Here is a 24,829-nt window from a genome sequence, read left to right as displayed (position 1 = left end):
GTTAGTTGGCGAAACGTAAAATCCACCGGCGATCATGAGAGACCTCCTCGCTGTCACCAAAGCCCTCTCGGACGAGAACCGCGTCCGCGCGCTGGGGCTATTGCGCGACCGCGAACTGTGTCTCTGCCAGATAGTCGAGGTCCTGGCGTTGGCGTCATCGACCGTGTCGAAGCACATGTCGGTGCTCCACCAGGCGCGGCTCGTCGAGTCGCGTAAGGAAGGCCGCTGGGCTCATTTTCGGCTCGCGGAAGAGGATTCGCCCGTTGAAGCCCGGCAGGCGCTGGAATTGGTGCTCGCAAGCCTTGCCCGCGACAAGCAAGCCAAAGCCGACCAGCAGACCCTCAAGGTCGTCCTCAAAATGCCCCCCGAAGAACTCTGCCGCCAACAGGCGAACTGCAAATGCTAAAGGTGCTCTTTCTCTGCACGGGCAACTCGTGTCGTAGCCAGATGGCCGAGGGCTGGGCCCACCATCTGAAGTCAGACACCCTGGAGGCCTACTCGGCCGGCGTCGCCACGCACGGCATGAATCCGCACGCCATCGCCGTCATGGCCGAGGCCGGCGTCGATATCACGCCGCAGCACAGCAAGCACGTCGATGAACTAGCGGACGTCGAGTTCGACTACGTCGTCACCGTCTGCGACAACGCGGCCGAGTCGTGCCCGATCTTCCGCGGCGCCGCAAAAGTGGTGCATCGCCCGTTCGACGACCCGCCGCGCTTGGCGCGCGAAGCGGCGAGCGAAGTGGAGGCTCTTGGGCATTACCGGCGTGTCCGTGACGAGTTACGTGACTACGTCGCGACGCTGCCGCAATCACTGCAAGGTTGATCGCTGACAGGCGCCAACGCGCCTTAGGAGATTCAGATGGACCAGAGCACGGCCACGATCGGCTTCTTCGAGAAGAATCTGACCTACTGGGTCGCCCTCTGCATGGCGGCGGGGACGCTGATCGGGAAGTACCTCCCGGCAATCCCCGAGTTTCTCGGGCGATTCGAGTACGAAAAGGTCTCGATCCCGATCGCGGTGCTGATCTGGCTGATGATCTTCCCAATGATGATGAAGGTCGATTTCGCCAGCATTCGATATGTCGGCGCGAACCCGAAGGGGCTCTACGTGACGTGGGTGGTCAATTGGTTGATCAAACCTTTCACGATGTTCGCGATCGCCGCTTTTTTCTTCTTTGTCGTCTTCAAGTCATTGATTCCGCACGACCTCGCCAAGGACTACCTCGCCGGCGCCATCCTACTCGGAGCGGCGCCCTGCACAGCGATGGTCTTTGTCTGGAGCCATCTCACACGCGGCAATGCGGCATACACGGTAGTGCAGGTCGCCACCAACGACTTGATCATCTTGGTCGCGTTCACCCCGATCGTTGCGCTGCTGCTCGGGGTGAGCGGGGTGGCAATCCCGTGGGGCACGCTGCTGCTGTCGGTGCTGCTCTTCGTCGTGATTCCGCTCGTTGCCGGGATCGCAACGCGCGCCGCTGTCATCAAGCGACACGGCCTTGACTACTTCAACCACACGTTCCTGGCCCGCTTCAATAACGTGACCATCGTCGGCTTGCTGCTGACGCTCGTACTGATCTTCTCTTTCCAGGGACACGTCATCCTCGACAACCCGCTGCACATTGCGCTGATCGCGGTCCCGCTGGTGATTCAGACGGTGCTGATTTTCTTCATCGCTTACTTGACCTGCCAGAAGATGCGGTGCCCCCACAACATCGCGGCGCCGGCGGGGATGATTGGCGCTTCGAATTTCTTTGAACTGGCGGTCGCGGTCGCCATCACGCTTTTCGGCCCCTCGTCGCCCGTCGTGTTGGCGACGGTGGTGGGCGTCTTGGTGGAAGTCCCGGTGATGCTGGCGTTAGTGGCCTTCGCCAATCGTACTGAGGGATGGTTCTCCGCGTCGCCCGAACACGTTTAACACCGAGCGATATTTCCCACGGCTCAGATCAAACGGCAACGCAATCCAACAACTACCTCCGGAGCCCAAGCATGAGCGCCTCGAACGAAGTCATCGACCAAGTCCGCACACAGTATTCTGCCGTCGCGACGCGGGGGCTCTCGAGCGACCACGCCGGCGTGAAGGCCGTCGCGGAAGCCTTCGGTTACTCGGCTGAGGAACTCGCCTCAATCCCCGCCGAGGCGAACATGGGCCTCTCGTGCGGCAACCCCACCGCGACCGCTCGGCTGCGTGCCGGCGAAGTCGTCGTCGATCTCGGCTGCGGCGGCGGGCTCGACGTACTGCTGGCGGCGCCGAAGGTTGGTCCGACCGGTAAGGCGATCGGCATCGACATGAGTCAGGAAATGATCGACCTGGCCCGCCGCAACGCCGCCAAGAGCCGGGTCGAGAACGTCGAGTTCCATCTCTCGACGATCGACAAGCTGCCGCTCGAAGAGGCAACGGTCGATTGCGTCATCAGCAACTGCGTCATCAACCTCGCCCCCGACAAGGGCGCCGTGCTGCGGGAGGTCTTTCGGGTGCTCAAGCCGGGCGGCCGCGTCGCGGTGAGCGACATCGCCTTGAAGCAAATGCTTCCCGAAGAGGTCGCCGCCAATCTGTCGGCGTATGTCGGCTGCATAGCGGGCGCGATCCTCATCGACGAGTACCGCCAGACGCTCCGCGACGCGGGCTTTGAAGCGGTCGAGGTTCTCGACACGGGCGCCGACCTCAACGCCTACGCCAAAGCCGAAAACGCGGCCTGCTGCGTCCCCGCGCCGGCGGAGGATGGCCTCCCGGTGGTGGAGCTCGGCGGCTGCTGTGGCTCAACGCCGCCCGTCGCGACTTCCGAGATCCATAGCCAGCTCGTCGATCTTTTGACCCGCTACAACGTCAACGCGTTCGCCGCGAGCGTCCGCATCTTCGCGGTAAAGCCGGCTTAGAACTCGGGAGGGAACTCCGGCTTCGTTTGGGCGACCAAAGTTCTATCGCAACAACTTCCCCCCCTTAGCAGCCTGTTGAACAACCGGCTGCTTGATCGAAGGATACGATCATCAAAAACAGCGGCTTTGAAAAAGCCGCTGTTTTGCGAGCCGCGACGAGCTTTGCTCCGAGCTTGGCGAGGTTGAAATACGCCACGATGGCGTATTTCAACAGGCTGTTAGACGCCGCACCCACAGCCCGTCTCCCATACTCGCCCATCGGCGGCCATCACCGGCAGGTGCTGGTGCGCCGGTGGCGTGGGCTTCGTGTTGTCGTAACCGCCGAACTTCGCGACAGGCGACCAGTCGGGACTTACCGGCGGCGTTGCGGGGGCAAGCGACGCATACTCGCTTGCGCCGTATACCACACGGCCGCCGACGATCGTTAGTAAACTCTCAATCGCGCGGATTTCGTCCTCTGCGACGGTGAAGTAATCGCCGCTCAGCACCGCCATGTCGGCGTACGAACCCGGCGTGAGGCGACCCTTGCGGTCGTCCTCGCCGCTGAACCACGCGCTGCCGTGGGTGTAAAGCCGCAAGGCCTCTTCGCGTGTTAGCCGGTCGGCCTCGGCGTGGAGCACCGTGCCGCCGACGGTTTTGGACGTCACCATCCACCACAGACAGGTCCAGGGGTGATAACTCGCCACGCGCGTCCCATCGGTGCCGGCGCCGACCGGGAGCCCCATCTCGAGCATCCGCCTCAGCGGTGGGCGGCGTTTTGCCGATTCGATCCCGTAGCGGCGGATGTAGTACTCGCCCTGGTACGCCATGCGGTGCTGGATCGCGACGCCGCCGCCGAGCGCTTGGATACGGTCGAGATTGCGCTCGCTGACGGTCTCGGCGTGGTCGATGAACCAGCGCAGTTTGTCGATCGGCGCGTCGCGATGCACGCGCTCGAAGATGTCGAGGAAGCGGCCGATCGATTCGTCGTACGTCGCATGAATGCGCCATGGCCAGCGCGCTTCAGCCAGCGTCCGGACGACGGCTTCGAGCTCTGCTTCCATCACCGGCCGTAGGTCGGGGCGCGGTTGCAGGAAATTCTCGAAGTCCGCGGCGCTCCAAACGAGGTTCTCTCCGGCGCCATTCACTCGCAGCAGATCGTCGCCGTCGCCGGGGTGGGTCATGCCGAGCCAACGGCGATAGTCGGCGAGCTCGGCGCCCGACTTTTGCGCGAACAGGCTATACGCGATCCGCACGGTCAGATGCCCCTCGTCGGCCAGACGTTTCACGACGGCGTAGTCGTCTGGGTAATTCTGACCACCCCCACCGGCGTCCGACACGCTCGTCACGCCGAAGCGATTGAGTTCGCGCAAGTAATGTCGGGTCGAGTTGAGCTGGTCATCCGGTGATAGCGTCGGTGCGTTCGCAATTGTCGAGTACAGGATCAACGCGCTGGGCTCGGCGATCAGCAGGCCTGTTGGATTGCCCCGGCCATCGCGGGCAATGAGTCCGCCGGGGGGATTTGGCGTATCGGGCCCGAATCCCAGGGCCCGTAGCGCCGCGCGGTTCAACAGCGCCGAGTCGTAGAGGTGGAGCACGAACACCGGCGTGTCGGGCGCTGCCTCATTGATCTCTTCGAGCGTCGGCATCCTCCCTTCGGCGAACTGGAACTCGTTCCAGCCGCCGATGACGCGTACCCATTGGGGCGGCGGCGTCCGCTCGGCCTGTATGCGTAATTGTTCAAGGGCTTGGGCGACGGACGGCACGCCATCCCAACGCAGCTCGAGGTTGTAGAACAGCCCGGCGCGAATGACGTGCAGGTGCGAATCATTCAGTCCTGGGATGACACGTCGCCCGCCGAGGTCGATCTTTTGTGTGCCCGCTCCCGCCAGGGCGAGCACATCGTCGTCACTGCCGGTCGCCGTGATGCGCCCGTCGGTTACCGCCACGGCAGTCACCTCCGGACTAGCGGGATCGAGCGTCGTTACCTTGCCGTGATAGAGAACGAGCTGCGGTTCCATGCGGATTGCCTCGTCTATGGATTTGCTTTGTAAGTCAGTGCTTGTGCAGCCAGCGGCTCAGCAGCTTGGTCAGGATCGGCATCACGCCCCAGGTGAGCGTTACCACCGTTAGGGCGATCGTGACCCCTGTCGCGACGACTCGATGCACACTCGAAAGCGGCGCCGCCATCAGGGCCGACCAGAGGAGCACCGTCGGAAAGACGCCCATCCACGTCACGATCGCCATCTTCCACCGCGGCGGCGCCGAGCCGCCACGGCGGAAGAAGGCTTCGAGCCCCGTCAACTCACGCCGCGCCCAGCCCTCTTCGGCTAGCGGCGCCACGCGGCGCTGCCAGTCGGCGAACATCTCCGAGTCGTAAAACGCGTCGCAAGCTTCAGCGCTCTCGAACGAGCGCATAATGCCGTACTCCCCGGCGACCCCGGACACGGGACCGATCAGATGGATGCCCGTGGCGCCGGGATGGGCAAGCGACTCACGGGCGAACTCCCGCAGCGCCGCTTCGAACTCTGCCTCTTGACCGGGGCGTGCTTTGCGGGTGATGGCGATGTGGACTTGGGGCATGGGTAGTTCGTTAGAGTTCGGCTTCCGTCAGTCCCCCTCCCCTTTTGGGAGGCCCTCATTCCGAAGAATGGGGGGGGAAGGTTTGAGCTGTCCGCTAGGCAAAACAACTTTGGCGACCTACGGCGTGAAGCGGATCAGCCAAACAGCCGCACTCCGATCGACGCCTCTCACCCTCCCCTAGCCCCTCCCTGAAAAGGAGGGGGACTTCTACGACTTACGTCGCTACTCGTTCACTTCACTTTGCGTGCCGGCGGGGCGCCGTGCACCATTGTGTACGCGTACTCGATCCCGGCGCCGTAGGCCCCGCCGTATTCGCGGAAGAGGTCCATCAGCGCGTCGTAATGGTCGCGGTTCACCCAGTCACGCTGCCACTCGAGCACCGTCGCAACGCTCGTCATCCGTACGGCGCCGGCCTGCGTCATCCGCGACAACGCTGCCTCGTGCGCCGCAGGGGAAGTGCCGCCGACGGCGTCATCGACGACGTAGATGTTATAGCCTTCGGCCAGCATCTGCAGCGTCGGCCACGTGATGCAGACTTCGGTCCACAGGCCCGAGAGGAGGATGTTCTTCCGGCCGGTCGCCTTGATCGCTTCGCGGAACTCGGGGCTGTCCCAAGAGTTCATCCCCGTACGCTCGATCGGCGTCTGCTCTGGGAAGACATCAAGCAGTTGCGGCCACATCGGCCCGCTGAAGGACTCGGTCTCGACCGTCGTCAGAATCGTAGGCACGCCGAACTCCTTCGCGCCGCGGGCCAGTAGCAGCACGTTGTTCACCAGCAGCTGACGATCGATGCCGCTGGCGACGCCGAACAGCATTTGCGGCTGGTGATCGATGAAGACCAGGACCGAGTTGTCCGCGGTGATCAGGCCGTTGTCGGTGTTGGGGAGAATGTTTGGCATTTTCGGTGTCCTAACGTCAGAGTTTGGTGGACGTAAGCCGTGGAATCAGCAGTGAATCAACAATATCAAGCAAGGTCAAACAGCATCACTTCGGCGGGGCCGACAGCTTCGATCGTCAGTTGCGTCTCGTCGCTAACGGCGGCGCCGTCGCTGGTCTCTAAGCGGACGCCGTTTAGCTCGGCCGCGCCACGCAGCACTTGCAGCCAAGCATGACGGCCCGCGGCGACGTTCGTCGTCACCGCGCGTTCGGCTTCGAGGTCCGCCAAATAGATGCGGGCGTCTTGGTGGATCGTCAGCGAACCGTCGGCGCCATCGGGCGAGGCGACCAGTTGCAACCGGTTGCGGCGACCGGCCGCGTCGAAAGGCTTCTGCTCGTAGCTCGGCTCGTGACCCTCGCGGTCGGGCAGCAACCAAATCTGGTAGAGGTGGACCGGCTCCGTTGGCGAGTCGTTGAACTCGCTGTGGCGGATGCCCGTGCCGGCCGTCATACGCTGGAACTCGCCGGGGCGGAGCACCTCGCCGTTGCCCATCGAGTCCTTGTGCGCCAGCGCGCCCGACAAAACGTAAGTGACGATCTCCATGTCGCGGTGCCCGTGGGCGCCGAAGCCCTGGCCGCCGGCGACATAGTCTTCGTTCATCACCCGCAGCGAGCGGAATCGCTCGTGGGCGGGGTCTTGATAGCCGCTGAACGAGAACGTGTGGTAGGTGTTGAGCCAGCCGTGGTCGAAGTGGCCGCGTTCGTTGGCGGGGCGGAGACGGATCATCGAAGGCTCCCTTTTTGATTTTAGGTGAATTGTTGACACATAAACCATTTAGACAAATAAAAAGCCGCCGCTAAACCTCCGCCGCTTCGAACGACTCCCTCGCCCGGCACAGCAGGCGGATCAGCTCGGCGAGTTCCTTACGCGGCATCTTGCCCAAGAGTTTGCGGTGCAGCTCATAGAGCGGATCGTCGATCTTCGCCAGGACGGCGAGGCCCCGCTTGGTGATCTCGACGTACACGACGCGGCGGTCTTCGGCGCTACGCTCACGAGAAACGAGGCCCTGCTTTTCCAGGCGGTCGATCAACCCGGTGATCGCCGGCACGACCTGGATCATCCGGTCGGCGACCTCCAGCGACGGCAACGGCTTCCCCTCGCCACGGAGGATCCGCAGCACGTTGTACTGCGAGCTCGTCAGGCCGTACTCCCGGAACAGCCGCCCCAACCGGTTCGAGAACCGGTCGCTCAGCCGCAGGACGCTCAGCATGGCCTCTTGCTCCGGCGAGTCGAAGCCGTCTCGCTTGCGGAGGTCGGATTTGAGGCTACTAGCGGGCATCGCTAAGGGTTGGCTGGTGAGTGAGTGAGTGAGTGAGTGAGTGAGTGAGTGAAAGCCACAGCAGTTGGGGACCATTTGTGCGGCACGCCAACACTTTACATGTGAACTATCTTCTCGTCAACAGGCTTGCGGTGAGTTTTTGGAGCGGAAGGGAGACTACGCGTCCTCCTTCCTTGCGTCCGGCGGGTCGGGCGCCGTCAGTTTCGCGTCCATCGACAGAGGGCCCGCGCCGACGATGAAGAGGAAGATCGAACCCAGCAGCATCGACCAGTCGGTCCGCGCGTCGTGGGCCATCTGCCAGAAGCCCGCGTCGGCAAGCACCGGCAGTTTGGTCGTCACGATCGCCACCAGCATGATCGCGATCGTCGGCAGCGACGCCAGCCGCGTCAGCAGCCCCAGCATCAACAGCACGCCGCAGGCGACTTCAAAGGACGCGACGAAGTACGACAGAGCCTCGGGCGAGGGGAGCCCGATCTTCTCAAAGCGTCCCGCTCCTCGGGAGGCCGGATAGAGAAACTTCTGCACGCCCTCCGAAAAGAACACAAAGCCGACCATCAAGCGGATCAGCAAGACCGACGCCGGCGCGCTGGTGCGGAGCCAGGGTTGTAACCACATAGGATCACTCCTTCTCACGGATTTCGAGGGGCCTTTATACCGTCATCGAGGGGGACGCCGCGACGCTATCCAGCGTCCCACGAGCCCCAAGGCAATCAGCCCGACGCCCGCCAGCCAGACACGCGGCTCGACCCAGAACGCCAAGAACAAACAACTCGCCAGCCCCGCCCACGCCGTCCAGACAGGATAGAGCCGCTCATCGGGCCGCAAGCGGAGGGCGGCGAGATTCGTTAACGCATAGTAACCGAGCACCGTGAACGCGCTGAAGCTCCAAGCCGCTTTGACGCTGCCCAGCGCCGCCAGCCCTGCGATCACGACGCCAGTCGTCATCACGGCCGCTGTCGGCGACGCGGCTTCGCCATTGACTCTCGCCAGGACGCGGGGCAGATCGCCGCGGCGCGCCATCGCCAGCACGACACGCGACAGGCCGAGGATCAAGTTCAGCAGCACGCCCCCCATCGCGGCGACGGCGCCGACCGCCACGACGTTCGCAACAGCAGGCCCGGCGAAGGCGCGGGCGGCGGTCTCTAACGGCGCCGGCTTCTCGTTCACCCCTGCAGCGAGCGCCTCGGCGCCAACCGCCGCGATCGCTACGAAGCCGACCGCGGCGTAAAGCAGCGCCGAGACGACGAGCGTCGTAACAATCGCCCGCGGGATGTTTCGTCGCGGTTCGACGACCTCTTCGCCAAGCGTCGCGATCCGACCGTAGCCGGTGAACGCCACGAACATCAGCGCGCAGGCCTCGAGAAACCCGGCGAAAGGCGCCACGTCGGCCTCCGCCGGCTGAAACAACGGCGTCAGATGCTCTCCACCACTCCGAAGAGCGTTTGGCTGGCCTGCGATGCAGAAGACCGCCAGCGCGCCGATCGTGAGCGACACCAAAACCACATTAGCCCAATTCGCACGCCGGAGGCCCGACAGCACCAGCGAGGTCAGAAGCACGACGACCGCGACCGCGACGACACTGACGGGGACGTTGGTTGGCATCGCTGTCAGACCCAGCGCGTAGCCGGCAAAACCGAGCGCCGCCGTGGCCGCTGAGGCGCTCTTCGCGCAGAGGAACAGCCAGCCGGCGACAAACCCCAATGTGGGGCTGAGCCAGCGGTAGCCGTACTCGTAGGTCCCCCCGCTGACGGGATGATTGGCGGCGAGCTGCGCGCTGCTCAACCCGTTGCACGCCGCGACCACGGCGGCGACGCCGATTGCCAACACCACCGACGGCCCGGTCGCGGCCGCCCCGAGGGCGATGCTCACGAAAACGCCCGTCCCGAGGATCGACCCGAGTCCCATTAACGTCGCCCCGGCGACGCCAACCTGGCGGCGGAGCGCGGAATCGGGGCTCGGTGGGTCGCTCATCAGCGGCGAAGGCTTAGTCTTGAAGAGGGCTGCTGAGTGCGGTTCCGGCAACACTGCTGAGAGCAAGTGCCCCGGGATCAATCGTGTCGCCGCATTCTGTCGCGGCTGGCGGGCGGATTCTAGCGACTGGCGCCGTCGTCGAAGTCGCGATCGCATGGCACACAAAGTGCAATCGCCCGAGGGCTAACGGCGCTCCCTCGATACTTTGAGAACCCCATCCTCGCTTCACTCCATGCTTTCATGAGCGGACGATATGAAGATCTCGCTCTCAAACAAGTCCGCCTGGATCACCGGCGGCGGTGAAGGCATCGGCCGGGCGATCGCGCTCAAGTTTGCCGAGTGCGGTGCGCGGGTGGCTTTGACGGCGCGTGACAAGGACGAACTCGACAGCGTGGCGGATGAGATACGCCAAGCTGGTGGTGAGGCGATCAGTGTGGTCGCCGATGTGACCAAGCATGACGAGGTCGGCGCTGCTGTGAGGCAGATCGTTGACCGGTGGGGACAACTCGATATGGTGGTCGTCAACGCCGGTACGAATGGGACGTGGGCGCCCATCGATGAGCTCGGCTATGACGAATGGTCGCAGACCGTTGCGGTGAATCTCACCGGCGCTTACTCGACCATCCATCACGCCGTGCCGCACCTCAAGGCCCGTGGGGGCTCAATTACCATCGTCTCGTCGATCAACGGCACGCGCGTCTTTAGCAACACGGGCGCCACGGCGTACGCGACGACCAAAGCGGCGCAGCTGGCGATGGGGCAGATGCTTGCCCTGGAGCTCGCGCCGGCGAAGATTCGTGTCAACATCCTCTGCCCCGGCGCGTTCGACACCCACATCCACGAGAAGACCGAGCGGCATCACCTCGACGAGATCAAGGCGCGCGTCGAGTATCCCGAGGGCGAGGTTCCACTAACGCACGGCGACATGGGCGAGCCCGTGCAGGTCGCCAACCTGGCCGCATTCCTCGCCAGCGACGCCGCCGCTCACATCACCGGCACGCCCGTCTGGATCGACGGCGGCCAATCACTTCTCGTGGGATAACCAGTCACTTCTCATGGGATGACCAGTCACCACTCATGGGTTGAAAAGTCGCTGCTAACCGCGGTGAACGCTCACCCCGCTTTCTTGTTCCATTCCCAGATACCGATATTTCATCGTGACCGATCAACCCAAGCCTCTCGCCTCGCCGCCCGGTGAAACGCCGATCCAGACGCCTGACTGGGTAAAGCACGCGGTCTTCTACCAGGTCTTTCCCGATCGCTTCGCGCGGAGCTCGCGCATCAAGCACCTGCCGGGGCTCAAGTTCAAGCCGTGGGGGAGCGAGTCGATCCACGACGGCTTTCAGGGGGGCGACCTGCTGGGCGTCGTCGATAAGCTCGGGTACTTAGAAGAGCTGGGCGTCAACGCGATCTACCTGACGCCGATCTTCACGTCGGCCTCGACGCACCGCTATCACACCTACGACTACCTGGAGGTCGATCCGCTGCTGGGCGGCGACGACGCGCTGCGTGAACTGATCGACAAGGCCCACGAGCGCGACATGCGCATCGTGCTCGACGGCGTCTTCAACCACACAGGGCGCGGGTTTTGGCCCTTCCACCACATCCTCGAGAACGGCGGCAACTCGCCCTACATCGACTGGTTCACGGTCCACGACTGGCCGCTCCAGCCCTATCCCACCGAGAAGGACATTCCGCCGAACTACTCCTGTTGGTGGAACTTGCCCGCGCTGCCGAAGCTCAACACCAATAACCCCGCCGTCCGTGAGTACCTTTATGAAGTCGCGCGGCACTGGATCAAGTTTGGCATCGACGGCTGGCGGCTCGACGTGCCGCACGAGATCGACGACGACGACTTCTGGCGCACCTTCCGCCAGGTCGTGAAGTCGGAGAACCCCGCCGCCTATATCTGCGGCGAAATCTGGAGCGAGGCGCGCCGCTGGCTCCAGGGGGATCAGTTCGACGCGGTGATGAACTATCTCTTCACCGGCCCGGCGATCAGTTTCTTCGCCGCCGAGACATACCGCAACGACTACATCCACCCGCACCTTCCCTTCGAGCCGATCGAAGCCGACAAGTTCGCGTCGCTGATCGACCGGATGTACGGCTACTACGACTGGGAGATCAACTTCGCCCAGATGAACATGCTCGACAGCCACGACATGGCGCGGGCGAAGTGGATCACGCAAGACGACTCTGCCCTCAGGCTGTGCGTCCTGTTCCAGATGACAATGCCCGGCGCGCCGTGCATTTACTACGGAGACGAGGTTGGCATGACCGGCGGCCCCGACCCCGATTGCCGGCAGGCGTTTCCGTGGCACGACGAGTCGCTATGGGATTACGACCTGCTGCGGTTCTATCGCCGCGCGGTGGCGTTACGCCGGACGCACGAATGTCTGCGTGTCGGCGAGTTGACGACGCTCCACGCCGAGGGACCGGTCTACGCGTTCAGCCGTAACCTCAATGGCAGTCAGGCGGTGGTCGCGTTCAACACGTCGCACGAGCGTGTCCCCGTGAACCTGAAGCCCCGGCACTTGGAGGGCCCGTTCAAGCAGGTGTGGCCGCTGGAGTCGCACGAAGGGCACGAGTTAAGCGGCGACGAGTTGAGCTGCACGATCCCGCCGCGCGACGCCGTGGTGCTGGTGAGAGGCGAATAACTGGCCGCCTCTCACCAGCCGTTCCACGGGGGATCGCACCTCGATCCTTGAGCCGGCCTTCGGTTGCCGCCGGCTGATCCTTGTACGCGTCAATCCTTGCCGCATAAGGTTCAGTCCTTAAAGGGTGGCTAAGCGCCGGTCGTCGCACGACCGGCCATCATCGCCCGCAGCGGGCCGGGTTCGCCGAGCAAGTTCGGCAGGACCGACGGGACTCGCGAACGCTTGACGCGGGTGAACTGCACCTCGCTATCACTCTTCGCTTGATTCGTAGCCGCATCGGGAACGGAGGCCTCGTCGGTTTCCGTCTTAACGAAGCTATCACGGGCGGCGAGCAACTCGCCACGCAGCACCGGCACGTCGGCGGGCGCCTCAATGCCGAGGCGGACGCCCGAGCCCTTGGTCTTGATGACCGTGATCGTGATCCCATCTCCGATCCGGATCTTTTCCTGAGGCTTCCGTGTGAGAACCAACATCTGTCACTCCCTTAATTGATGGTGATGAGCTAGGCGAGAGTCCCCTCGCCCCCGCGACACGTGTACGGCCATTCGCCGGTCGCCGTCGCGGTGGGAGGCGAATCGGGTCGTCCGTTCGCCTCGCCAGCCGTATTACGCACGGGCCGTGCCAGAGTTCGCGCAACCGAGCTCGGCGGAGCGCTAAGTGCTACGCGCCACGCCACTTGCAAGAACGGCTCAAGAAACCACCGCTAGCAGCCGGGCGCCAAAAATTACAAACCCGCTCCCACCCAAGGAATCACCCTCCAGCCGCTAGCGGCTTAGCGGCGTCCAACGGGGCAGCCCTCAACTCTGCCGGCTGCGCGTGCGGCGAGCCATCCGGTCGCGGATCTCGGCGGCGAGTTCGTACTCTTCGTGGGCGATCGCGTTGGCGAGCTGCTCATCGAGTGGCGCCTCAAGGTCGTACTCGACCAAGATCGAACGCCGCAGCTCTTCCAGCTTGGTGCTGAAGTCGTAGGCCTCGTCGTCTTCGAGGTCCTCGCCGACGATCGCTGCTAGGTCCGCCAGCGATTCCCGCAGCTGCCTGAAGCCTTCGTCGATCACCAATACCGCCGCCTCGGGATCGGTCCGCTGCAATTCCGCCAGCGCGGCTGCTTGCGTGCGGTGGAACAGCACGAATGGGCGGTACTGCTCGTGCTCCTCGACCCAGTCGTCGTTTGGAGCGTGGGCCGAACTGAAATCCATTAGGGCCAGTGTGTGGTCGGCGTCGGACACGACATGGTCGAACTCCCGTAGCGCCAGCCACGCCACGCGGCGGTGGTAGTACTGGACGAATTCACGATCGATCTCAACGCATTGATCGTCGTCGAGTTCGAAATCCTCGCCGGCGATGGCTTCCTCCGCGCGAAGGGCATCGAGGTAGGTGTCATGACCCAATGGCCTGACACCGTCGGGCCGTCCGTCGGCTTCCATCTGCAAGACGCCCAGGTCGATCCGCAGTTGGAGCACAAGCCGCCCGTCGGCTCCATGACCGCGGCGGGCAGAGACCTCACCCGGCACGTAGGACCAACTCTTGAGCAGAGAATCGAAATCCGGTGGAGACGGTTTCATATGCCAGCCGACAATGAGAAGCTGCGTTTGCTCTACGGGCATTCTACTACGCAGCCCGCCTGTATGGCGAGACGTCTGCTCCCCTCCGTTGAGAAATCGCGGAAGTCCGGTGGTGGCGGTCGCAAGCGGAGACGACCACCTTTACGTCGCGCCAACCCGCATACACACCCGAAAAAGTTGCTGCCAGAGGCAGCTTACGCACCGACCGCCGTGTCGGTAGGTAGAAACCGAATGGCGGCGCCGGCGTATGGGGCGGCTAAATAAGACGTGGTTGGATGCAACTTGGACAGTTTGGTTGGGCAATCGCCAAGGACGGTCCAGGCGTCGCCTCAGCCCTCCCCACCTTCGTCCAGGGTGTGCGTCTCTTGCAGCAGCGTGATCTCGTCACGGTCGTGGCGATCAACCTCGGCGAGCAACTCGCGGATCGCCCGACAGGCCGACTCGAACCGTTCCGATTGCCACACGCCCTCATCATCGATCTGGGGCGAGAGCCGGTGGATGTGTTCGCGGAGCTTCTGGTGCTCGGCGCGGAGCAGATCGACGCGGTGCTCCCAGTTCGGCCGGGCGGTGGTGACCGTCGGCAGGTAGCCGCCCTCTTCCTCGAAGTTCATCAGTCGCTCAAGGTGGCGACAGAACGAGCGTAAGGCGAAGCGGACGCTTGAGCGTTTGCGGCCTTGGCTGACGGTCGGCGCGTGCCACTCGACCATGACACGGAGCGCCTGTTTGATGTGTGAGAAGATCTGCTGTTCTGACGATAGCGCCTGCGGCGCGACTTGATCGGCGAGCATGGTTTCCTCCCTTCAAGACGTGAGGTCTTCCCAATAACAAAGATAGCTTTTTCGCTATCCCGACGGTTCTGCTGTCCGGCGGATTCATGGTCCACCCGGGCGCCTGCCGCTGTTCCGCCTCCAAACTTCAAGGCCTCTTCGGGCCCGAATGTCACGCACCGACGATCAATCTGTTACTTACCACTACTCCGGCCGCTTCTCTGGCGAAGGCCTTCTACAAGGCGATCGCCCCCGTGACGCGGCTCGACTTAAACGTGACGCTCCGGCAATGACGTGACGCTCCGGCGAAGAAGAGAGGATGCAAAAAACCGATGACGGCCGGAAGCATCAAGCGTGCCAATGTTTTCGAGCGCCTGCAGTGTAGCCGTCACGATCCGGAAATCAAAAACATTCTGAACAAGTCAAACAGCGTAATCTAGAGCGACCCGCGGGACACTTCGTGAAAGAAGGCACGATGTCCCGCGGCCGGCCTTATTGCCGAGGGTCTTGAAGGCGCCCTCTGTGAGGCCCAAGAAGGCCCCTAGCAGGCGCTTGGAGGCGCGGCCGACAAAGGAGTCGAACGGGCATCAGAACGCGTCGTAAGGGCCCTCCTGGGGGCTCTAGACAGGCGTTCAGGGCATCGACCCGTCAGGTCCCAGAGTCGCGGCGCGGTTGGGTTGATCGCCAGGGGCTCAAGCTTCGCCATCCGCCGGCGATTGCCGCGACGCCTTCTTAGCCGCTTGGTTTCGCTTGGCGTTGAGGCGGCGTTGCTGCGACGCCTTCGTGGGCTTCGTGGGGCGGCGGACCTTGGGGCGGGCCGCGGCGGCGGCTACCAGGGCCCGCAGCCGCTGCAGACAGTCGCCGACATTGCGGCCCTGTTCGCGGTGCGTGTCGGAGGCGATCACCAGCTCGCCCTCACGGGTCAGCCGCCCGCCATTGCGAGCCAAGAAGCGTTCCAACACGGCCGGCGAAAGGGCGGCCGACTCAGCGGGCTTCCAACGCAGCACGGCCTTGGTGTTGAGCTTGTTGACGTTCTGCCCGCCGGGGCCGGCGCTGCGGGCGAACGAGAATTGGAGCTCGCTCCGCGGGATCGCGAGCCGGTCGTTGATCACCAGATCAGTTTGCACGAATCGATGGGGGACGGTGTGGGGGCGGCGGCGTCTCGAGGGGCGACCTCGACGGCGGCGATCTCGTCCGCGCCGAACGCGACGAACGCCTCGCGCGACTGCCGCAACAGCCGATCATAGTCGGCTTCGTCGAACGCGGGGCCCAAAAGCTTCACATCGAAGAAGCCCGCGTAACCGGCCTCGGCGAGCGTCTGGACGATCCCCGCCAGCGGAGCGGCGCCCTCGCCGAGGGCCGCACGGCTGTGATCGACGCTGTGCGGCGTCTGGACATCGCCGAGATGCACGACCGCCAAGTAGCCGGCAAGTTCGCGCAGAATCGGCCAAGCCTCTTCCGCGAGCGGGAAGTGGTAGGTGTCCAGTGCGAGCCGTAGCGCGGGCGTGTCGTACTCGCGTACCAGTTCGAGGGCGTCCGGCAGGCTCGTGACAATCGTCCAGTCGTCGGCACAAGCGGGGTGCATCGGCTCGATCGCCAGCGGGACGCCCGCCTCTTCGGCGAACGGCAGCAGCCGGTCGAGGGCGGCCCGCAACAGGCGGTTGGCGTGGCGGCTCGTGTGGCCGTTGCGGCCGCCGCTGTAGATGGTCAGGCAACCGGCCCCGAGCGCCCCGCAGAGGGCCAAGGTGTCCCGGGCGGCGGCGAGATTCTCGCGGGAGGTCACGGCGTCGGCGCCCGTGAAACCGCCCTCCCAAGAAACGTTCGAGACGGCCAGCCCGCTGTCAGAGATGAGCTCGGCGGCCCGCTCCTCGCCGAAGTCGCGGAGCTTGCGGACCCAGACCGCAATCCCGTCGTAGCCGGCATGGCGGCAGTGGTGAAGGTCTTCCTCGAACGACCACCGGTAGGTGGTCAACTGGTTCATGGACAACCTCGCCATAGCCGCTCCGTAGCCGTGGGTGTCGATGCCGTCGCCGTGCGGCGAGTCGTGAGGGGAGGGAGTATGGCCGAAGTCGGCGATTTAAGTAAACCTTGCTAGCGTCAAGGTTTTTGGCGACTTGCGACCGGGGTCCAGAGCGGACGCGGCGGCCCGAGTGGAAGTTCCTTCCCAGTATGTTGCTTTACCCCGGGCCGAAGGTGGGCATAATCGCGATTGGAACGAGAAGCCCCTCGCGGGGGGCGCCTGGAACGGCTTGCCGAGCGCGTCCCGCCCCGCCCCGCCCCAAAACCTATGCCTACTACCGTCCTGCTGGCGGACGACCACCCGGCGCTGCGCGCCGGGTTGCGCGCCTGGTTCGCCGACTCGCCGATCGAAATCGTCGGCGAGGCCGAGAATGGCGCGCAAGCGCAACAGCTCGTTGAAGAGCTGCGTCCTCAAGTGCTGCTCCTCGAGGTGCTGCTGCCCGGTGTCGATGGGTTGCAGTGCCTCGCCAGGTTGCGTGACGCGGGGATCGAGACCCCGGTCCTGTATTACACCGCCCACACGAATCCAACGTACGCGGCCAGGGCCTCCGCCCTCGGCGCCGCCGGGTTCTTGCCGAAGTCGACAAGCCGCGAGGAGCTAACGGCCGCCATTACGACGATCGCCTCAGGCGGCACGAGTTGGCCCAGCGACCTGGCGCGCCGGCTCAGCGGCCCGGCGGCGACGTCGCAGTCGCTCAACGGCGTGGCCTCTCCGCTCACGGCCCGCGAGGATGAGGTGCTCAAGCAGCTCGCCTTCGGCCTCAGCAACAAAGAGATCGCACAGGCGCTGGGGATCAGCTATGAGACGGTCAAGGAGCACGTCCAGCACATCTTGCGGAAGCTGAACGTCGCCGACCGCACCCAAGCCGCTGTTTGGGCGGTGCGGCAGGGCTTGGCTTAGGCGCTACGGCATGTCGCTAGAATCTCCTGTTGGTGGGAGGCTGAGTCTTTCTGCGGGAGGCGTCTCCAGACGCCGATTACGGTCTCATAGCCGAAACGGTATGGTGCGCGTAATCGCCGTCTGGAGACGACTCCCGCGGACCGCCCTGCCCCTTTAGCCGACGAGCACCGTTGCCCGACACCGTTGCGAGCGTCGAATCGTACCGCGAGCTCTTGCAGCAGACGCGCGAGCTGTACGTCTCCAGCGCTCAGCAGATCGTACGCGAGCATCCCGAGCTGGTTCCGGCTGGCGGTGATTATGTCGAGCTGCTCGACGACCTGCACCGCGGCCTCGTGATGCGGGTCTACCTGATGGTCTGCAAAGCGGACCACCACTGGACCGCGGGCGAGACCCAGCTCGGCGTCGAACTGGCGGAGCACCTCTGGGGCCGCCGCCTGCGCGGCGCCGAACTCAACGGCATGCTTTCCCACGCCGCCAAGAAGGTCGAAGAGCTGCCGTGGGAGACGCTCGTCCGGCCGTTCGCGAAGCTCACCCCGTTACGCGACCGCGCGGCGGACCTCGAGACGCTCGTCGTCCGGCAGTCGAACATCGTCGCCCGAATCGACGGCGTCGTCGCGGCAAGCGAGCTGGCGGCGATCAAGACGATCACCAAGCAGCTCGAGAAGTGCTTGGCGACATCTCAGCATACTTCGAAAGAAAGTCCGGAATCGCTGACACGGATTGAGACGCCAAGCCCGCTGCCGGGGCCATCACCGACCGCGACGACGACCGCAAAGCCGCCTAGCGACCGGTCGCTCGACGACGTGATGGCGGAGATCGATTCGCTGGTGGGGTTGCGTTCGGCGAAGCACGAGCTGCGATCGCTGGCCAACTACATCGCCTTGCAGCAGCGCCGCTCGGCGGCGGGACTTCCCGCGACCGAGATCAGCCTGCACCTGGTGTTCACCGGCAATCCCGGCACCGGAAAGACGACGGTCGCCCGGCTCTTCGGCGAGGCGATGCGGGCGATGGGCGTCTTGCCGGCAGGGCAGCTGATTGAAACCGACCGCTCGGGTCTTGTCGCCGAGTTCGCCGGTCAAACGGGCCCGAAGACCAACCGCAAGATCGACGAAGCCCTCGGCGGCGTCTTGTTCATCGACGAAGCCTACAGCCTCGCCGACGCCGATTCGCCCGACGCCTACGGCCGCGAGGCGCTGCAAACGCTGCTCAAGCGGGCCGAGGACGACCGCGCGCGGCTTTCGGTCGTCCTCGCCGGTTACCCCGACGAGATGACGCGGCTGCTAGAGACCAACCCGGGGCTGGCGTCGCGGTTCTCACGCACGCTGCACTTCGACGACTACGACCCGGTCGAGCTGTGCCAGATCTTCGGCCGGCTGATGGATGTGCACCACTACCGCCTGACGCGCGACGCCCGCCGCCGGGTCGTTGAAGCGGTCCACGGGATGCACTGCCAGCGCGACCGCCAGTTCGGCAATGGCCGAGCCGTTCGGAACCTCTTCGAGAAAGCGATCCTAAGGATGGCGAACCGCTTGGCGACCATCGCCGAGCTATCCGACGAGGGTCTCGTCACCTTCGAAGCCGACGACATCCCGTGGGACGCGGGGCTGGGTGAGCCGGTGGCTCAGGCGAGCGTTCGCGTCGCGTGCCCCTCCTGCGGGCTCACCAAGACGGCGGACGCCGGCGTCCTCGGCGCCGCGGTAAAGTGCCCGCAATGCGGCTGCCGCTTCGAGGTCGAGTGGTGCGGACTCGCTGACGATTAGAAGCTGACGACTAGAAGAAGCCTGAGCCGCGGGCGCGAGCCCTCGGTGTGAACCCTTGTACCAGGCGCACACCGAGGGCTCGCGCCCGCGGCTCAGACGTCAACGAGTGGTTCGATCTACCAGGCGGGCACGAAGACCGGCGCGGGGGCGAAGCCGTAGTGGACTCGCGTCACGCGCCGGCCGAGCAGCGGCCGATAGCGCGTGGTGGTCGTCACCACGGGGCTGCCAACAACGACCGGCGAGCCGACGACCACCGGAGAGAACGTCGTCACCGGGCGGTGCACCACCATCGGTTGCGACACGACCACCGGGGCCGGGGCAAAATTGGTGACGTGGACGAACTGCGCCGACGCCTCGTTAGTGAGGCCGAGGGCGGCGGTGGCAACAGCAGCGAACAGGACGGGTCGCATCGGAGGGTCCTTAACGGGAAGGCAACGGTCAGAGTGGAACGGGCCGCAGACACAACGGGTCCCCCGCCGCGCTCAGGCGTCAGAGAACCAGCTCAAACTTACAACGCGAATCACTCGCAAGCGCGCACGCGGGTTGTTGCTTTTTCGCCACAGACGCCCTGCCGCTGGGTTTAGCGGTCGTACTCCTTGAGGAAACCGCGAAACAGTACGAGATGCTCTTCTTCGTCCGCCATTAGCTGGATCGAGAGGTCCTGCGTGATGTAATCGTCGCCGTCGGTCGCCTGGGCGATCTTGCGGTAGTGGGCAATGGCGGCCTCTTCAGCGGCGATCACCGATTTGATGACGCCAACCACGTCGGTCGTGTCGTCGGGCGGCTGGATCTGGTTGCCGAGCTTGACGCTCTTCGAGCCGGGCGCGACGCCGCCGAGCTGCTTGATCCGTTTGGCGAGCATCTGGGCGTGGCCAAGTTCTTCGGTGATGTCGGCTGAGAGCGACTTCTTGATCTCTTCGGCGCGGACGCCGTCGAGGTTGGTGCTGTTCGCCAAATAGTTAATGACCGTTTCGAGCTCCATGCTGTAGGCGGTCGTCAGCAGCTGAACGATTTCTTCTTTCGAGGCGGCCATGATCTTGGCTTCCCTATGGTGAAGGGTGGCTGAGGCGGTTTGAGGGACGCGGGGGCCTCCGGCCGCCACGCGCTCCGAGAGGATTCTCCGCTTTCCGAGCGGCAGCGGCAACTACCCCCGTCGTTTGGCGGCGACTCGGCGGTTCGGTGAAGCTTTTCACCGTTCGGCGGTTGTCGGATTTCTTGGACCTCCTAGAGACACAGGTAGACGCGACTTCTGTTCAGACCGGCGTTGTCAGTTTCATTGACGGCCGCGCCGGCACGACCGCCATAGTCTTTCCGAGGAACAAAAGATGAAAACCCAGTTGCTGATTGCCGCCGCTGTTTTGACCACCGCCCCGCTGGCTCAGGCCGGCGAGACGTGCCCGATGCAGGCCGCCGCCGCTACGGCCGCCAACGCCCAAGAGACGCTCCACCCCGTCGCCGCGGTCGCCGCGAAGAAGGACATCGTCGACACCGCCGTTGGCGCCGAGGACTTCACGACGCTCGTCGCCGCGGTGAAGGCCGCCGGCCTCGTCGAGACGCTCAAGGGCGAAGGCCCGTTCACCGTCTTCGCCCCGACCGACAAGGCGTTCGCCAAGGTCGATAAGGCGACGCTCGAGTCGCTGCTGAAGCCCGAGAACAAAGAGAAGTTGACCGCGATCCTCACCTACCACGTCATCCCCGGCAAAGTGATGGCCGCCGACGCGGTGAAGCTCGCCGGCAAAGAGGCCGAGACCGTCAACGGTAAGAAGGCCAAGATCGAAGTAAACGGCGACGTCGTCACCATCGCTGGCTCGAAGATCATCGCTACCGACATCGAGTGCACCAACGGCGTGATCCATGTGATCGACACCGTGATGATGCCGTAAGCGTTGCGGAGTTAATTTGTTAAGCTGCCGGCCCTTGGCGATCGTCGCCGAGGGCCGGCTCTTTTTCTTTATGAACCACGAAGGAACGAAGGAACAAAGTAAAGGCTCGAACCAAGGCCTTCGTTCCTTCGTGGTTCAAATCTACTGAACTATGCCTACGATCGAATCCGCGGTCCCGAAGATCCGCCTCAGCTCTGGCCACGGCGAGCGGTTGGTCGATGTGAAGGCTGACGGCGACTACATCCTTTACTGGATGACCGCGTTTCGCCGGCCGCGGTGGAACCTTGCGCTGGAGCGTGCGGTCGATTGGGCGCGGGGGCTTGAAAAGCCGCTGGTGGTCTTCGAAGCGTTAAGGGTGGACTACCGGTGGGCTTGCGACCGATTTCACACGGTCGTCGCCGAGGGGATGCGCGACAACCGCGAGGCGTTCGCCGACATCGATGGCGTTTGCTACTACCCTTACCTCGAACCAGAGCCCGGCGCCGCCAGCGGCTTGCTTGCGGCGTTTGCGGAGCGGGCGTGTGTTGTCGTTGGCGATGACTTTCCGAGTTTCTTCCTGCCGGCGCAGGCCCGAGCGGCGCGGCGGGCGATTGGTTGCCGTTATGAACTCGTCGACTCCAACGGCCTCTACCCGCTCCGCGCCACCGACAATGTCTTTTCGAGGGCGTTCGATTTCCGTCGGCAGTTGCACAAGGACTTGCTGCCGCATTTGAGCGAGCTTCCCAAGCCCGCGCCGCTGCAAGGGACGCGTCTGCCCTCGGCGCAGGGAGTCGTCGATGCGATTCAGAAGAAGTGGCGTCCTGTCCAAGACGCCGACCTCGAAGCGCCCGCGAAGTTGATTGCGTCGTTGCCGATCGATCACTCGGTAAAGCCGGTGGAGAAAGAGCCCGGCGGTTACATCGCAGCGGGTAAGGCGCTCGATCGCTTCATGGGAAAGCGATTCGAGGTCTACGGCGAGCGCCGCAACCAGCCCGAAGAAGACGCCGCCAGTGAGCTGTCGGGCTACTTGCACTGGGGGCATCTGTCGGCGCACGAGGTCTTCGCCGCCGTCGCCGAGCATGAGAATTGGAACCCCAGCAAAGCCGCTAAGAAGCCTACTGGCGCGCGGGAGGGCTGGTGGAACATGAGCCCGACCGCCGAGGCATTCCTCGACGAGCTCGTCACGTGGCGCGAAGTCGGTTTCAACATGACGAGCAAGCGACGCGACTACGACCGTTACGAGTCGCTGCCCGACTGGGCCCAAGCAACGCTTGCCGAACACGCCGGCGACCAGCGCGACCCGCTCTACACGCTCGAAGAGTTGGAAGGCGCCCGCACGTACGACGAGCTCTGGAACGCCTCGCAGCGGCAACTGGTGCGCGAGGGCCGCATCCACAACTACCTGCGGATGCTGTGGGGCAAGAAGATTCTTGAATGGAGCGAATCGCCCCGAGCGGCGCTCGACGTGATGATCGAGCTGAACAACAAGTACGCCCTCGACGGCCGCAACCCCAACAGCTACTCGGGCATCTTCTGGGTGCTCGGTCGTTACGACCGCGCCTGGGGTCCCGAGCGCCCCATCTACGGCAAAATCCGCTACATGACGAGCGAGAACACGGCGCGGAAGGTGCGGGTGAAGGACTATGTGAGGCGATATGCGGCGGACGCCGAGCGGTCGTTGTTTGATTGAGCCAAATGACGAAACTCGAAGCTCGAATGACGAATGACGAATGACGAACCTGCCGGAGGGCTCTAGCCGCCCCGTCAGGTTCGTCATTCGTGCTTCGTCATTCGTCATTTCCACACGGCCTCTGTCCGCGACCTCCGCGAACTCCGCGGCAAATCTCCATGGTATTAAGTACGCTCGCCCTCATCCTCGGCGATCAACTCGACCGGCAGTCGCCAATCTTCGAGGGTTTCGATCCCAAGCGTGACGTCGTTTGGATGGCCGAGGTCGCTGGTGAATCGACGCACGTCTGGTCGCATAAGGTCCGCACCGTGTTCTTTCTCACGGCGATGCGGCACTTTCGTGACGAGCTGAAGGCGGAAGGCATTCGTGTTGATTACCGCGAGTTGCCCGTGAAGTCGGAAGGTCGCACTCGCGTCGGCGGCGAAGAGACTCTTGCAGCCGCGTTGCGCGATGCGATCGATCGGCTGAAGCCGCTACGGCTTGTCGTCGTTCATCCCGGTGAGTGGCGGGTGCGCGAGGAGTTGCGGCTGATCGCCGACGAGGCGGGGCTGGAGCTCGTTGAACTCGACGACACGCACTTCTACACGACGCCCGACGACTTCGCTCGTCACGCCAACGGTCGCAAGCAACTTCGGCTCGAGTTCTTCTACCGTGAACTGCGGAAGCGTCTCGACATCCTGATGGAAGACGGCGCGCCGGTTGGCGGAGAGTGGAACTACGACAAGGAGAACCGCGGCGCCTTCGGCAAGAAGGGACCGGGCAAGGTCCCCGCCGCGCGGCGTTTCAAGCCGGACACAACGACGCAAGCCGTCATCGACCTCGTCAACGAGCGTTTCGCAGAACACCCGGGCACGCTCGACGACTTCGACTGGCCCGTCTCGGTCGCGGACGCGCGGCTTGCGCTGAAGGACTTCATTCGCCATCGCTTGCCGAGCTTCGGGGAGTATCAAGACGCGATGTGGACGGCCGAGCCGTGGCTGTACCATTCGCGGCTGTCGGCGGCGATGAATGTCAAGCTGCTCGATCCGCGCGAAGTGGTGGACGCCGCCGTCGCCGCGTACGAGTCGGGCGCCGCGCCGCTCGAAGCGGTGGAGGGATTTGTTCGGCAGATCCTCGGTTGGCGTGAGTACGTGCGCGGGATCTACTGGACGCAAATGCCAAAGTACCTGGAACGCAACGCGCTCCGCGCGAACGAACCGCTACCCAACTTCTATTGGACCGGCGAGACGGACTACGCGTGTCTCCGCGACGCGATCGGTCAGACCCTGCAATACGGCTATGCCCACCACATCCAGCGGCTGATGGTGACGGGATTGTTCGCGATGATGCTGGGGGTCGATCCACAGCAGGTGCACGAGTGGTACCTCGCCGTCTATATCGACGCGGTCGAGTGGGTCGAGCTCCCGAACACGCTGGGTATGTCCCAGCACGCCGATGGCGGCCTGATGGCGAGCAAGCCGTACTGCGCGACCGGCAAGTACCTCCAGCGGATGAGCAATTACTGCGCGGGTTGCCGGTACGATCCAGCAAAAGCCACCGGCGACGACGCGTGCCCGTTCACAACGCTCTACTGGGACTTCCTCGCCCGCCACCGCGACCGCCTCGCCGGCAACAACCGCATGGCGATGCAGTTGAAGAATCTCGAGCGGAAGCCGGCCGACGAGCTATCGGCCATCCGGCAACAAGCAGCGAAGCTGCGCGAACAGCTCGCCGCAGCGAATGATCAATAACCAAGCCCTTATGACCCTCGAGGGGCTAGGGGCTGAGGATTCGAGGGGCTGAGAGGCTAAGGGAAGGTCCGTGCAGTAGCACGCTATTGGTCATTGGGGCTTGGACCTTGGTCATTCCCACATTGCATGCCCCGCATAGAACCTATGCTATTTCCGCATGGCTTTAGCGTCTTGCTCACGCCCCCAAGCCGTCTATAACTGTGTGCTATTGGCCCACCCCAACTGGCCCACCCCAACCATGGCCGCCCGGATG

At 64.0% G+C, this 24,829-nt stretch carries 26 protein-coding genes; 11 read left to right on the top strand and 15 right to left on the bottom strand.

Annotated features, from left to right (window positions below):
• The first annotated feature begins 34 nt into the window (after positions 1-34).
• The 4 genes from Spa11_RS08170 to arsM all read left to right on the top strand — a co-directional run bounded on the left by Spa11_RS08170 (position 35) and on the right by arsM (position 2,879).
• Positions 35-406 (top strand): ArsR/SmtB family transcription factor, encoded by a 372-nt coding sequence (locus Spa11_RS08170; RefSeq protein WP_145110564.1) that lies wholly within the window; start codon positions 35-37, stop codon positions 404-406.
• A complete protein-coding gene (locus Spa11_RS08165; RefSeq protein WP_145110561.1) occupies positions 400-825 on the top strand; it encodes an arsenate reductase ArsC in 426 nt (141 codons plus the stop codon). The genes Spa11_RS08170 and Spa11_RS08165 overlap by 7 nt, the downstream gene beginning before the upstream one ends.
• 36 nt (positions 826-861) lie before the next feature.
• Positions 862-1,920, top strand: a complete 1,059-nt coding sequence (arsB, locus tag Spa11_RS08160; protein WP_145110558.1) for an ACR3 family arsenite efflux transporter — start codon at positions 862-864, stop codon at positions 1,918-1,920.
• Between the two features lie 71 nt (positions 1,921-1,991).
• The gene (gene arsM / locus Spa11_RS08155) at positions 1,992-2,879 is read left to right on the top strand and encodes an arsenite methyltransferase (protein ID WP_145110555.1); all 888 of its coding nucleotides are present in this window, start codon (positions 1,992-1,994) and stop codon (positions 2,877-2,879) included.
• 64 nt (positions 2,880-2,943) lie between these two features.
• On the opposite strand, the gene Spa11_RS22865 is transcribed toward arsM, so the two are convergent.
• The 8 genes from Spa11_RS22865 to Spa11_RS08120 form a co-directional block, all read right to left on the bottom strand.
• Positions 2,944-3,090: a hypothetical protein gene (locus Spa11_RS22865; RefSeq protein ID WP_197529829.1), complete on the bottom strand. Its 147-nt coding sequence runs from the start codon at positions 3,088-3,090 to the stop codon at positions 2,944-2,946.
• Positions 3,091-3,097: 7 nt separating this feature from the next.
• Positions 3,098-4,879 carry an amidohydrolase gene (locus Spa11_RS08150; RefSeq protein ID WP_145110552.1) on the bottom strand — a complete coding sequence of 594 codons (1,782 nt, stop codon included), beginning with the start codon at positions 4,877-4,879 and terminating at the stop codon, positions 3,098-3,100.
• A 34-nt stretch (positions 4,880-4,913) separates the two neighbouring features.
• Positions 4,914-5,441 carry an antibiotic biosynthesis monooxygenase gene (locus Spa11_RS08145; protein WP_145110549.1) on the bottom strand — a complete coding sequence of 176 codons (528 nt, stop codon included), beginning with the start codon at positions 5,439-5,441 and terminating at the stop codon, positions 4,914-4,916.
• A gap of 230 nt (positions 5,442-5,671) precedes the next feature.
• Positions 5,672-6,340 (bottom strand): hydrolase, encoded by a 669-nt coding sequence (locus Spa11_RS08140; protein ID WP_145110546.1) that lies wholly within the window; start codon positions 6,338-6,340, stop codon positions 5,672-5,674.
• A gap of 65 nt (positions 6,341-6,405) precedes the next feature.
• Positions 6,406-7,104, bottom strand: a complete 699-nt coding sequence (locus tag Spa11_RS08135; RefSeq protein ID WP_145110543.1) for a pirin family protein — start codon at positions 7,102-7,104, stop codon at positions 6,406-6,408.
• A gap of 70 nt (positions 7,105-7,174) precedes the next feature.
• Positions 7,175-7,657 carry a MarR family winged helix-turn-helix transcriptional regulator gene (locus tag Spa11_RS08130; protein ID WP_145110540.1) on the bottom strand — a complete coding sequence of 161 codons (483 nt, stop codon included), beginning with the start codon at positions 7,655-7,657 and terminating at the stop codon, positions 7,175-7,177.
• Positions 7,658-7,813: 156 nt separating this feature from the next.
• Positions 7,814-8,272, bottom strand: a complete 459-nt coding sequence (locus Spa11_RS08125) for a DoxX family protein (RefSeq protein ID WP_145110537.1) — start codon at positions 8,270-8,272, stop codon at positions 7,814-7,816.
• 42 nt (positions 8,273-8,314) lie between these two features.
• On the bottom strand, positions 8,315-9,628 hold the full coding sequence (locus Spa11_RS08120) for an APC family permease (protein ID WP_145110534.1): 1,314 nt from the start codon (positions 9,626-9,628) through the stop codon (positions 8,315-8,317).
• 253 nt (positions 9,629-9,881) lie between these two features.
• Here Spa11_RS08120 and Spa11_RS08115 point away from each other — a divergent pair, with 253 nt between their 5' ends.
• Positions 9,882-10,670: an SDR family oxidoreductase gene (locus Spa11_RS08115; RefSeq protein ID WP_145110531.1), complete on the top strand. Its 789-nt coding sequence runs from the start codon at positions 9,882-9,884 to the stop codon at positions 10,668-10,670.
• Between the two features lie 115 nt (positions 10,671-10,785).
• Positions 10,786-12,285 (top strand): alpha-amylase family glycosyl hydrolase, encoded by a 1,500-nt coding sequence (locus Spa11_RS08110; protein ID WP_197529828.1) that lies wholly within the window; start codon positions 10,786-10,788, stop codon positions 12,283-12,285.
• A 128-nt stretch (positions 12,286-12,413) separates the two neighbouring features.
• Here the strand turns inward: Spa11_RS08110 and Spa11_RS08105 are convergent, their stop codons facing one another.
• From Spa11_RS08105 to Spa11_RS08085, 5 genes are all read right to left on the bottom strand, one after another.
• Entirely contained in the window at positions 12,414-12,758 is a 345-nt protein-coding gene (locus Spa11_RS08105; protein ID WP_145110528.1) for a carbon storage regulator, read from the bottom strand.
• Between the two features lie 324 nt (positions 12,759-13,082).
• On the bottom strand, positions 13,083-13,889 hold the full coding sequence (locus Spa11_RS08100; protein WP_231933204.1) for a UvrB/UvrC motif-containing protein: 807 nt from the start codon (positions 13,887-13,889) through the stop codon (positions 13,083-13,085).
• 287 nt (positions 13,890-14,176) lie between these two features.
• Entirely contained in the window at positions 14,177-14,635 is a 459-nt protein-coding gene (locus Spa11_RS08095; RefSeq protein WP_145110525.1) for a hemerythrin domain-containing protein, read from the bottom strand.
• A 671-nt stretch (positions 14,636-15,306) separates the two neighbouring features.
• Positions 15,307-15,741, bottom strand: coding sequence for an alternative ribosome rescue aminoacyl-tRNA hydrolase ArfB (arfB, locus tag Spa11_RS08090; protein ID WP_197529827.1), 435 nt, complete (start codon positions 15,739-15,741; stop codon positions 15,307-15,309).
• Positions 15,723-16,595, bottom strand: a complete 873-nt coding sequence (locus Spa11_RS08085) for a sugar phosphate isomerase/epimerase family protein (RefSeq protein WP_197529826.1) — start codon at positions 16,593-16,595, stop codon at positions 15,723-15,725. The genes arfB and Spa11_RS08085 overlap by 19 nt, the downstream gene beginning before the upstream one ends.
• 306 nt (positions 16,596-16,901) lie before the next feature.
• Between Spa11_RS08085 and Spa11_RS08080 the strand changes: the two genes are divergently transcribed.
• Positions 16,902-17,534 carry a response regulator gene (locus Spa11_RS08080; protein WP_145110519.1) on the top strand — a complete coding sequence of 211 codons (633 nt, stop codon included), beginning with the start codon at positions 16,902-16,904 and terminating at the stop codon, positions 17,532-17,534.
• A gap of 170 nt (positions 17,535-17,704) precedes the next feature.
• Entirely contained in the window at positions 17,705-19,294 is a 1,590-nt protein-coding gene (locus Spa11_RS08075; protein ID WP_145110516.1) for an AAA family ATPase, read from the top strand.
• Positions 19,295-19,410: 116 nt separating this feature from the next.
• Here the strand turns inward: Spa11_RS08075 and Spa11_RS08070 are convergent, their stop codons facing one another.
• Both Spa11_RS08070 and Spa11_RS08065 read right to left on the bottom strand, forming a co-directional pair.
• The gene (locus Spa11_RS08070; protein WP_145110513.1) at positions 19,411-19,704 is read right to left on the bottom strand and encodes a hypothetical protein; all 294 of its coding nucleotides are present in this window, start codon (positions 19,702-19,704) and stop codon (positions 19,411-19,413) included.
• Positions 19,705-19,874: 170 nt separating this feature from the next.
• Positions 19,875-20,327 (bottom strand): ferritin-like domain-containing protein, encoded by a 453-nt coding sequence (locus Spa11_RS08065; RefSeq protein WP_145110510.1) that lies wholly within the window; start codon positions 20,325-20,327, stop codon positions 19,875-19,877.
• A 292-nt stretch (positions 20,328-20,619) separates the two neighbouring features.
• Here Spa11_RS08065 and Spa11_RS08060 point away from each other — a divergent pair, with 292 nt between their 5' ends.
• The 3 genes from Spa11_RS08060 (at position 20,620) to Spa11_RS08050 (ending at position 24,576) form a co-directional block, all read left to right on the top strand.
• Positions 20,620-21,177 (top strand): fasciclin domain-containing protein, encoded by a 558-nt coding sequence (locus tag Spa11_RS08060; protein ID WP_231933202.1) that lies wholly within the window; start codon positions 20,620-20,622, stop codon positions 21,175-21,177.
• 151 nt (positions 21,178-21,328) lie between these two features.
• Positions 21,329-22,846: a deoxyribodipyrimidine photolyase gene (locus Spa11_RS08055; RefSeq protein WP_231933200.1), complete on the top strand. Its 1,518-nt coding sequence runs from the start codon at positions 21,329-21,331 to the stop codon at positions 22,844-22,846.
• Between the two features lie 158 nt (positions 22,847-23,004).
• Complete coding sequence (locus Spa11_RS08050; protein WP_145110507.1) at positions 23,005-24,576, top strand: cryptochrome/photolyase family protein; 1,572 nt, start codon at positions 23,005-23,007, stop codon at positions 24,574-24,576.
• The last annotated feature ends 253 nt before the right edge of the window (positions 24,577-24,829 follow it).

Origin of the sequence: Botrimarina mediterranea, assembly GCF_007753265.1 — a bacterium.
GTDB classification, from domain to species: domain Bacteria; phylum Planctomycetota; class Planctomycetia; order Pirellulales; family Lacipirellulaceae; genus Botrimarina; species Botrimarina mediterranea.
Note: the sequence above shows the minus strand (reverse complement) of the source record. Positions and strands in the feature narration are given on the sequence as shown.

Bases quoted from the DNA above. Each gene is read 5' to 3' on its own strand.
- Spa11_RS08170 (WP_145110564.1), top strand. From the start codon at position 35: ATGAGAGACCTCCTCGCTGTCACCAAAGCCCTCTCGGACGAGAACCGC.
- Spa11_RS08165 (WP_145110561.1), top strand. From the start codon at position 400: ATGCTAAAGGTGCTCTTTCTCTGCACGGGCAACTCGTGTCGTAGCCAG.
- arsB (WP_145110558.1), top strand. From the start codon at position 862: ATGGACCAGAGCACGGCCACGATCGGCTTCTTCGAGAAGAATCTGACC.
- arsM (WP_145110555.1), top strand. From the start codon at position 1,992: ATGAGCGCCTCGAACGAAGTCATCGACCAAGTCCGCACACAGTATTCT.
- Spa11_RS08150 (WP_145110552.1), bottom strand. From the start codon at position 4,879: ATGGAACCGCAGCTCGTTCTCTATCACGGCAAGGTAACGACGCTCGAT.
- Spa11_RS08145 (WP_145110549.1), bottom strand. From the start codon at position 5,441: ATGCCCCAAGTCCACATCGCCATCACCCGCAAAGCACGCCCCGGTCAA.
- Spa11_RS08140 (WP_145110546.1), bottom strand. From the start codon at position 6,340: ATGCCAAACATTCTCCCCAACACCGACAACGGCCTGATCACCGCGGAC.
- Spa11_RS08135 (WP_145110543.1), bottom strand. From the start codon at position 7,104: ATGATCCGTCTCCGCCCCGCCAACGAACGCGGCCACTTCGACCACGGC.
- Spa11_RS08130 (WP_145110540.1), bottom strand. From the start codon at position 7,657: ATGCCCGCTAGTAGCCTCAAATCCGACCTCCGCAAGCGAGACGGCTTC.
- Spa11_RS08125 (WP_145110537.1), bottom strand. From the start codon at position 8,272: ATGTGGTTACAACCCTGGCTCCGCACCAGCGCGCCGGCGTCGGTCTTG.
- Spa11_RS08120 (WP_145110534.1), bottom strand. From the start codon at position 9,628: ATGAGCGACCCACCGAGCCCCGATTCCGCGCTCCGCCGCCAGGTTGGC.
- Spa11_RS08115 (WP_145110531.1), top strand. From the start codon at position 9,882: ATGAAGATCTCGCTCTCAAACAAGTCCGCCTGGATCACCGGCGGCGGT.
- Spa11_RS08105 (WP_145110528.1), bottom strand. From the start codon at position 12,758: ATGTTGGTTCTCACACGGAAGCCTCAGGAAAAGATCCGGATCGGAGAT.
- Spa11_RS08100 (WP_231933204.1), bottom strand. From the start codon at position 13,889: ATGCCCGTAGAGCAAACGCAGCTTCTCATTGTCGGCTGGCATATGAAA.
- Spa11_RS08095 (WP_145110525.1), bottom strand. From the start codon at position 14,635: ATGCTCGCCGATCAAGTCGCGCCGCAGGCGCTATCGTCAGAACAGCAG.
- Spa11_RS08085 (WP_197529826.1), bottom strand. From the start codon at position 16,595: ATGAACCAGTTGACCACCTACCGGTGGTCGTTCGAGGAAGACCTTCAC.
- Spa11_RS08080 (WP_145110519.1), top strand. From the start codon at position 16,902: ATGCCTACTACCGTCCTGCTGGCGGACGACCACCCGGCGCTGCGCGCC.
- Spa11_RS08070 (WP_145110513.1), bottom strand. From the start codon at position 19,704: ATGCGACCCGTCCTGTTCGCTGCTGTTGCCACCGCCGCCCTCGGCCTC.
- Spa11_RS08065 (WP_145110510.1), bottom strand. From the start codon at position 20,327: ATGGCCGCCTCGAAAGAAGAAATCGTTCAGCTGCTGACGACCGCCTAC.
- Spa11_RS08060 (WP_231933202.1), top strand. From the start codon at position 20,620: ATGAAAACCCAGTTGCTGATTGCCGCCGCTGTTTTGACCACCGCCCCG.
- Spa11_RS08055 (WP_231933200.1), top strand. From the start codon at position 21,329: ATGCCTACGATCGAATCCGCGGTCCCGAAGATCCGCCTCAGCTCTGGC.
- Spa11_RS08050 (WP_145110507.1), top strand. From the start codon at position 23,005: ATGGTATTAAGTACGCTCGCCCTCATCCTCGGCGATCAACTCGACCGG.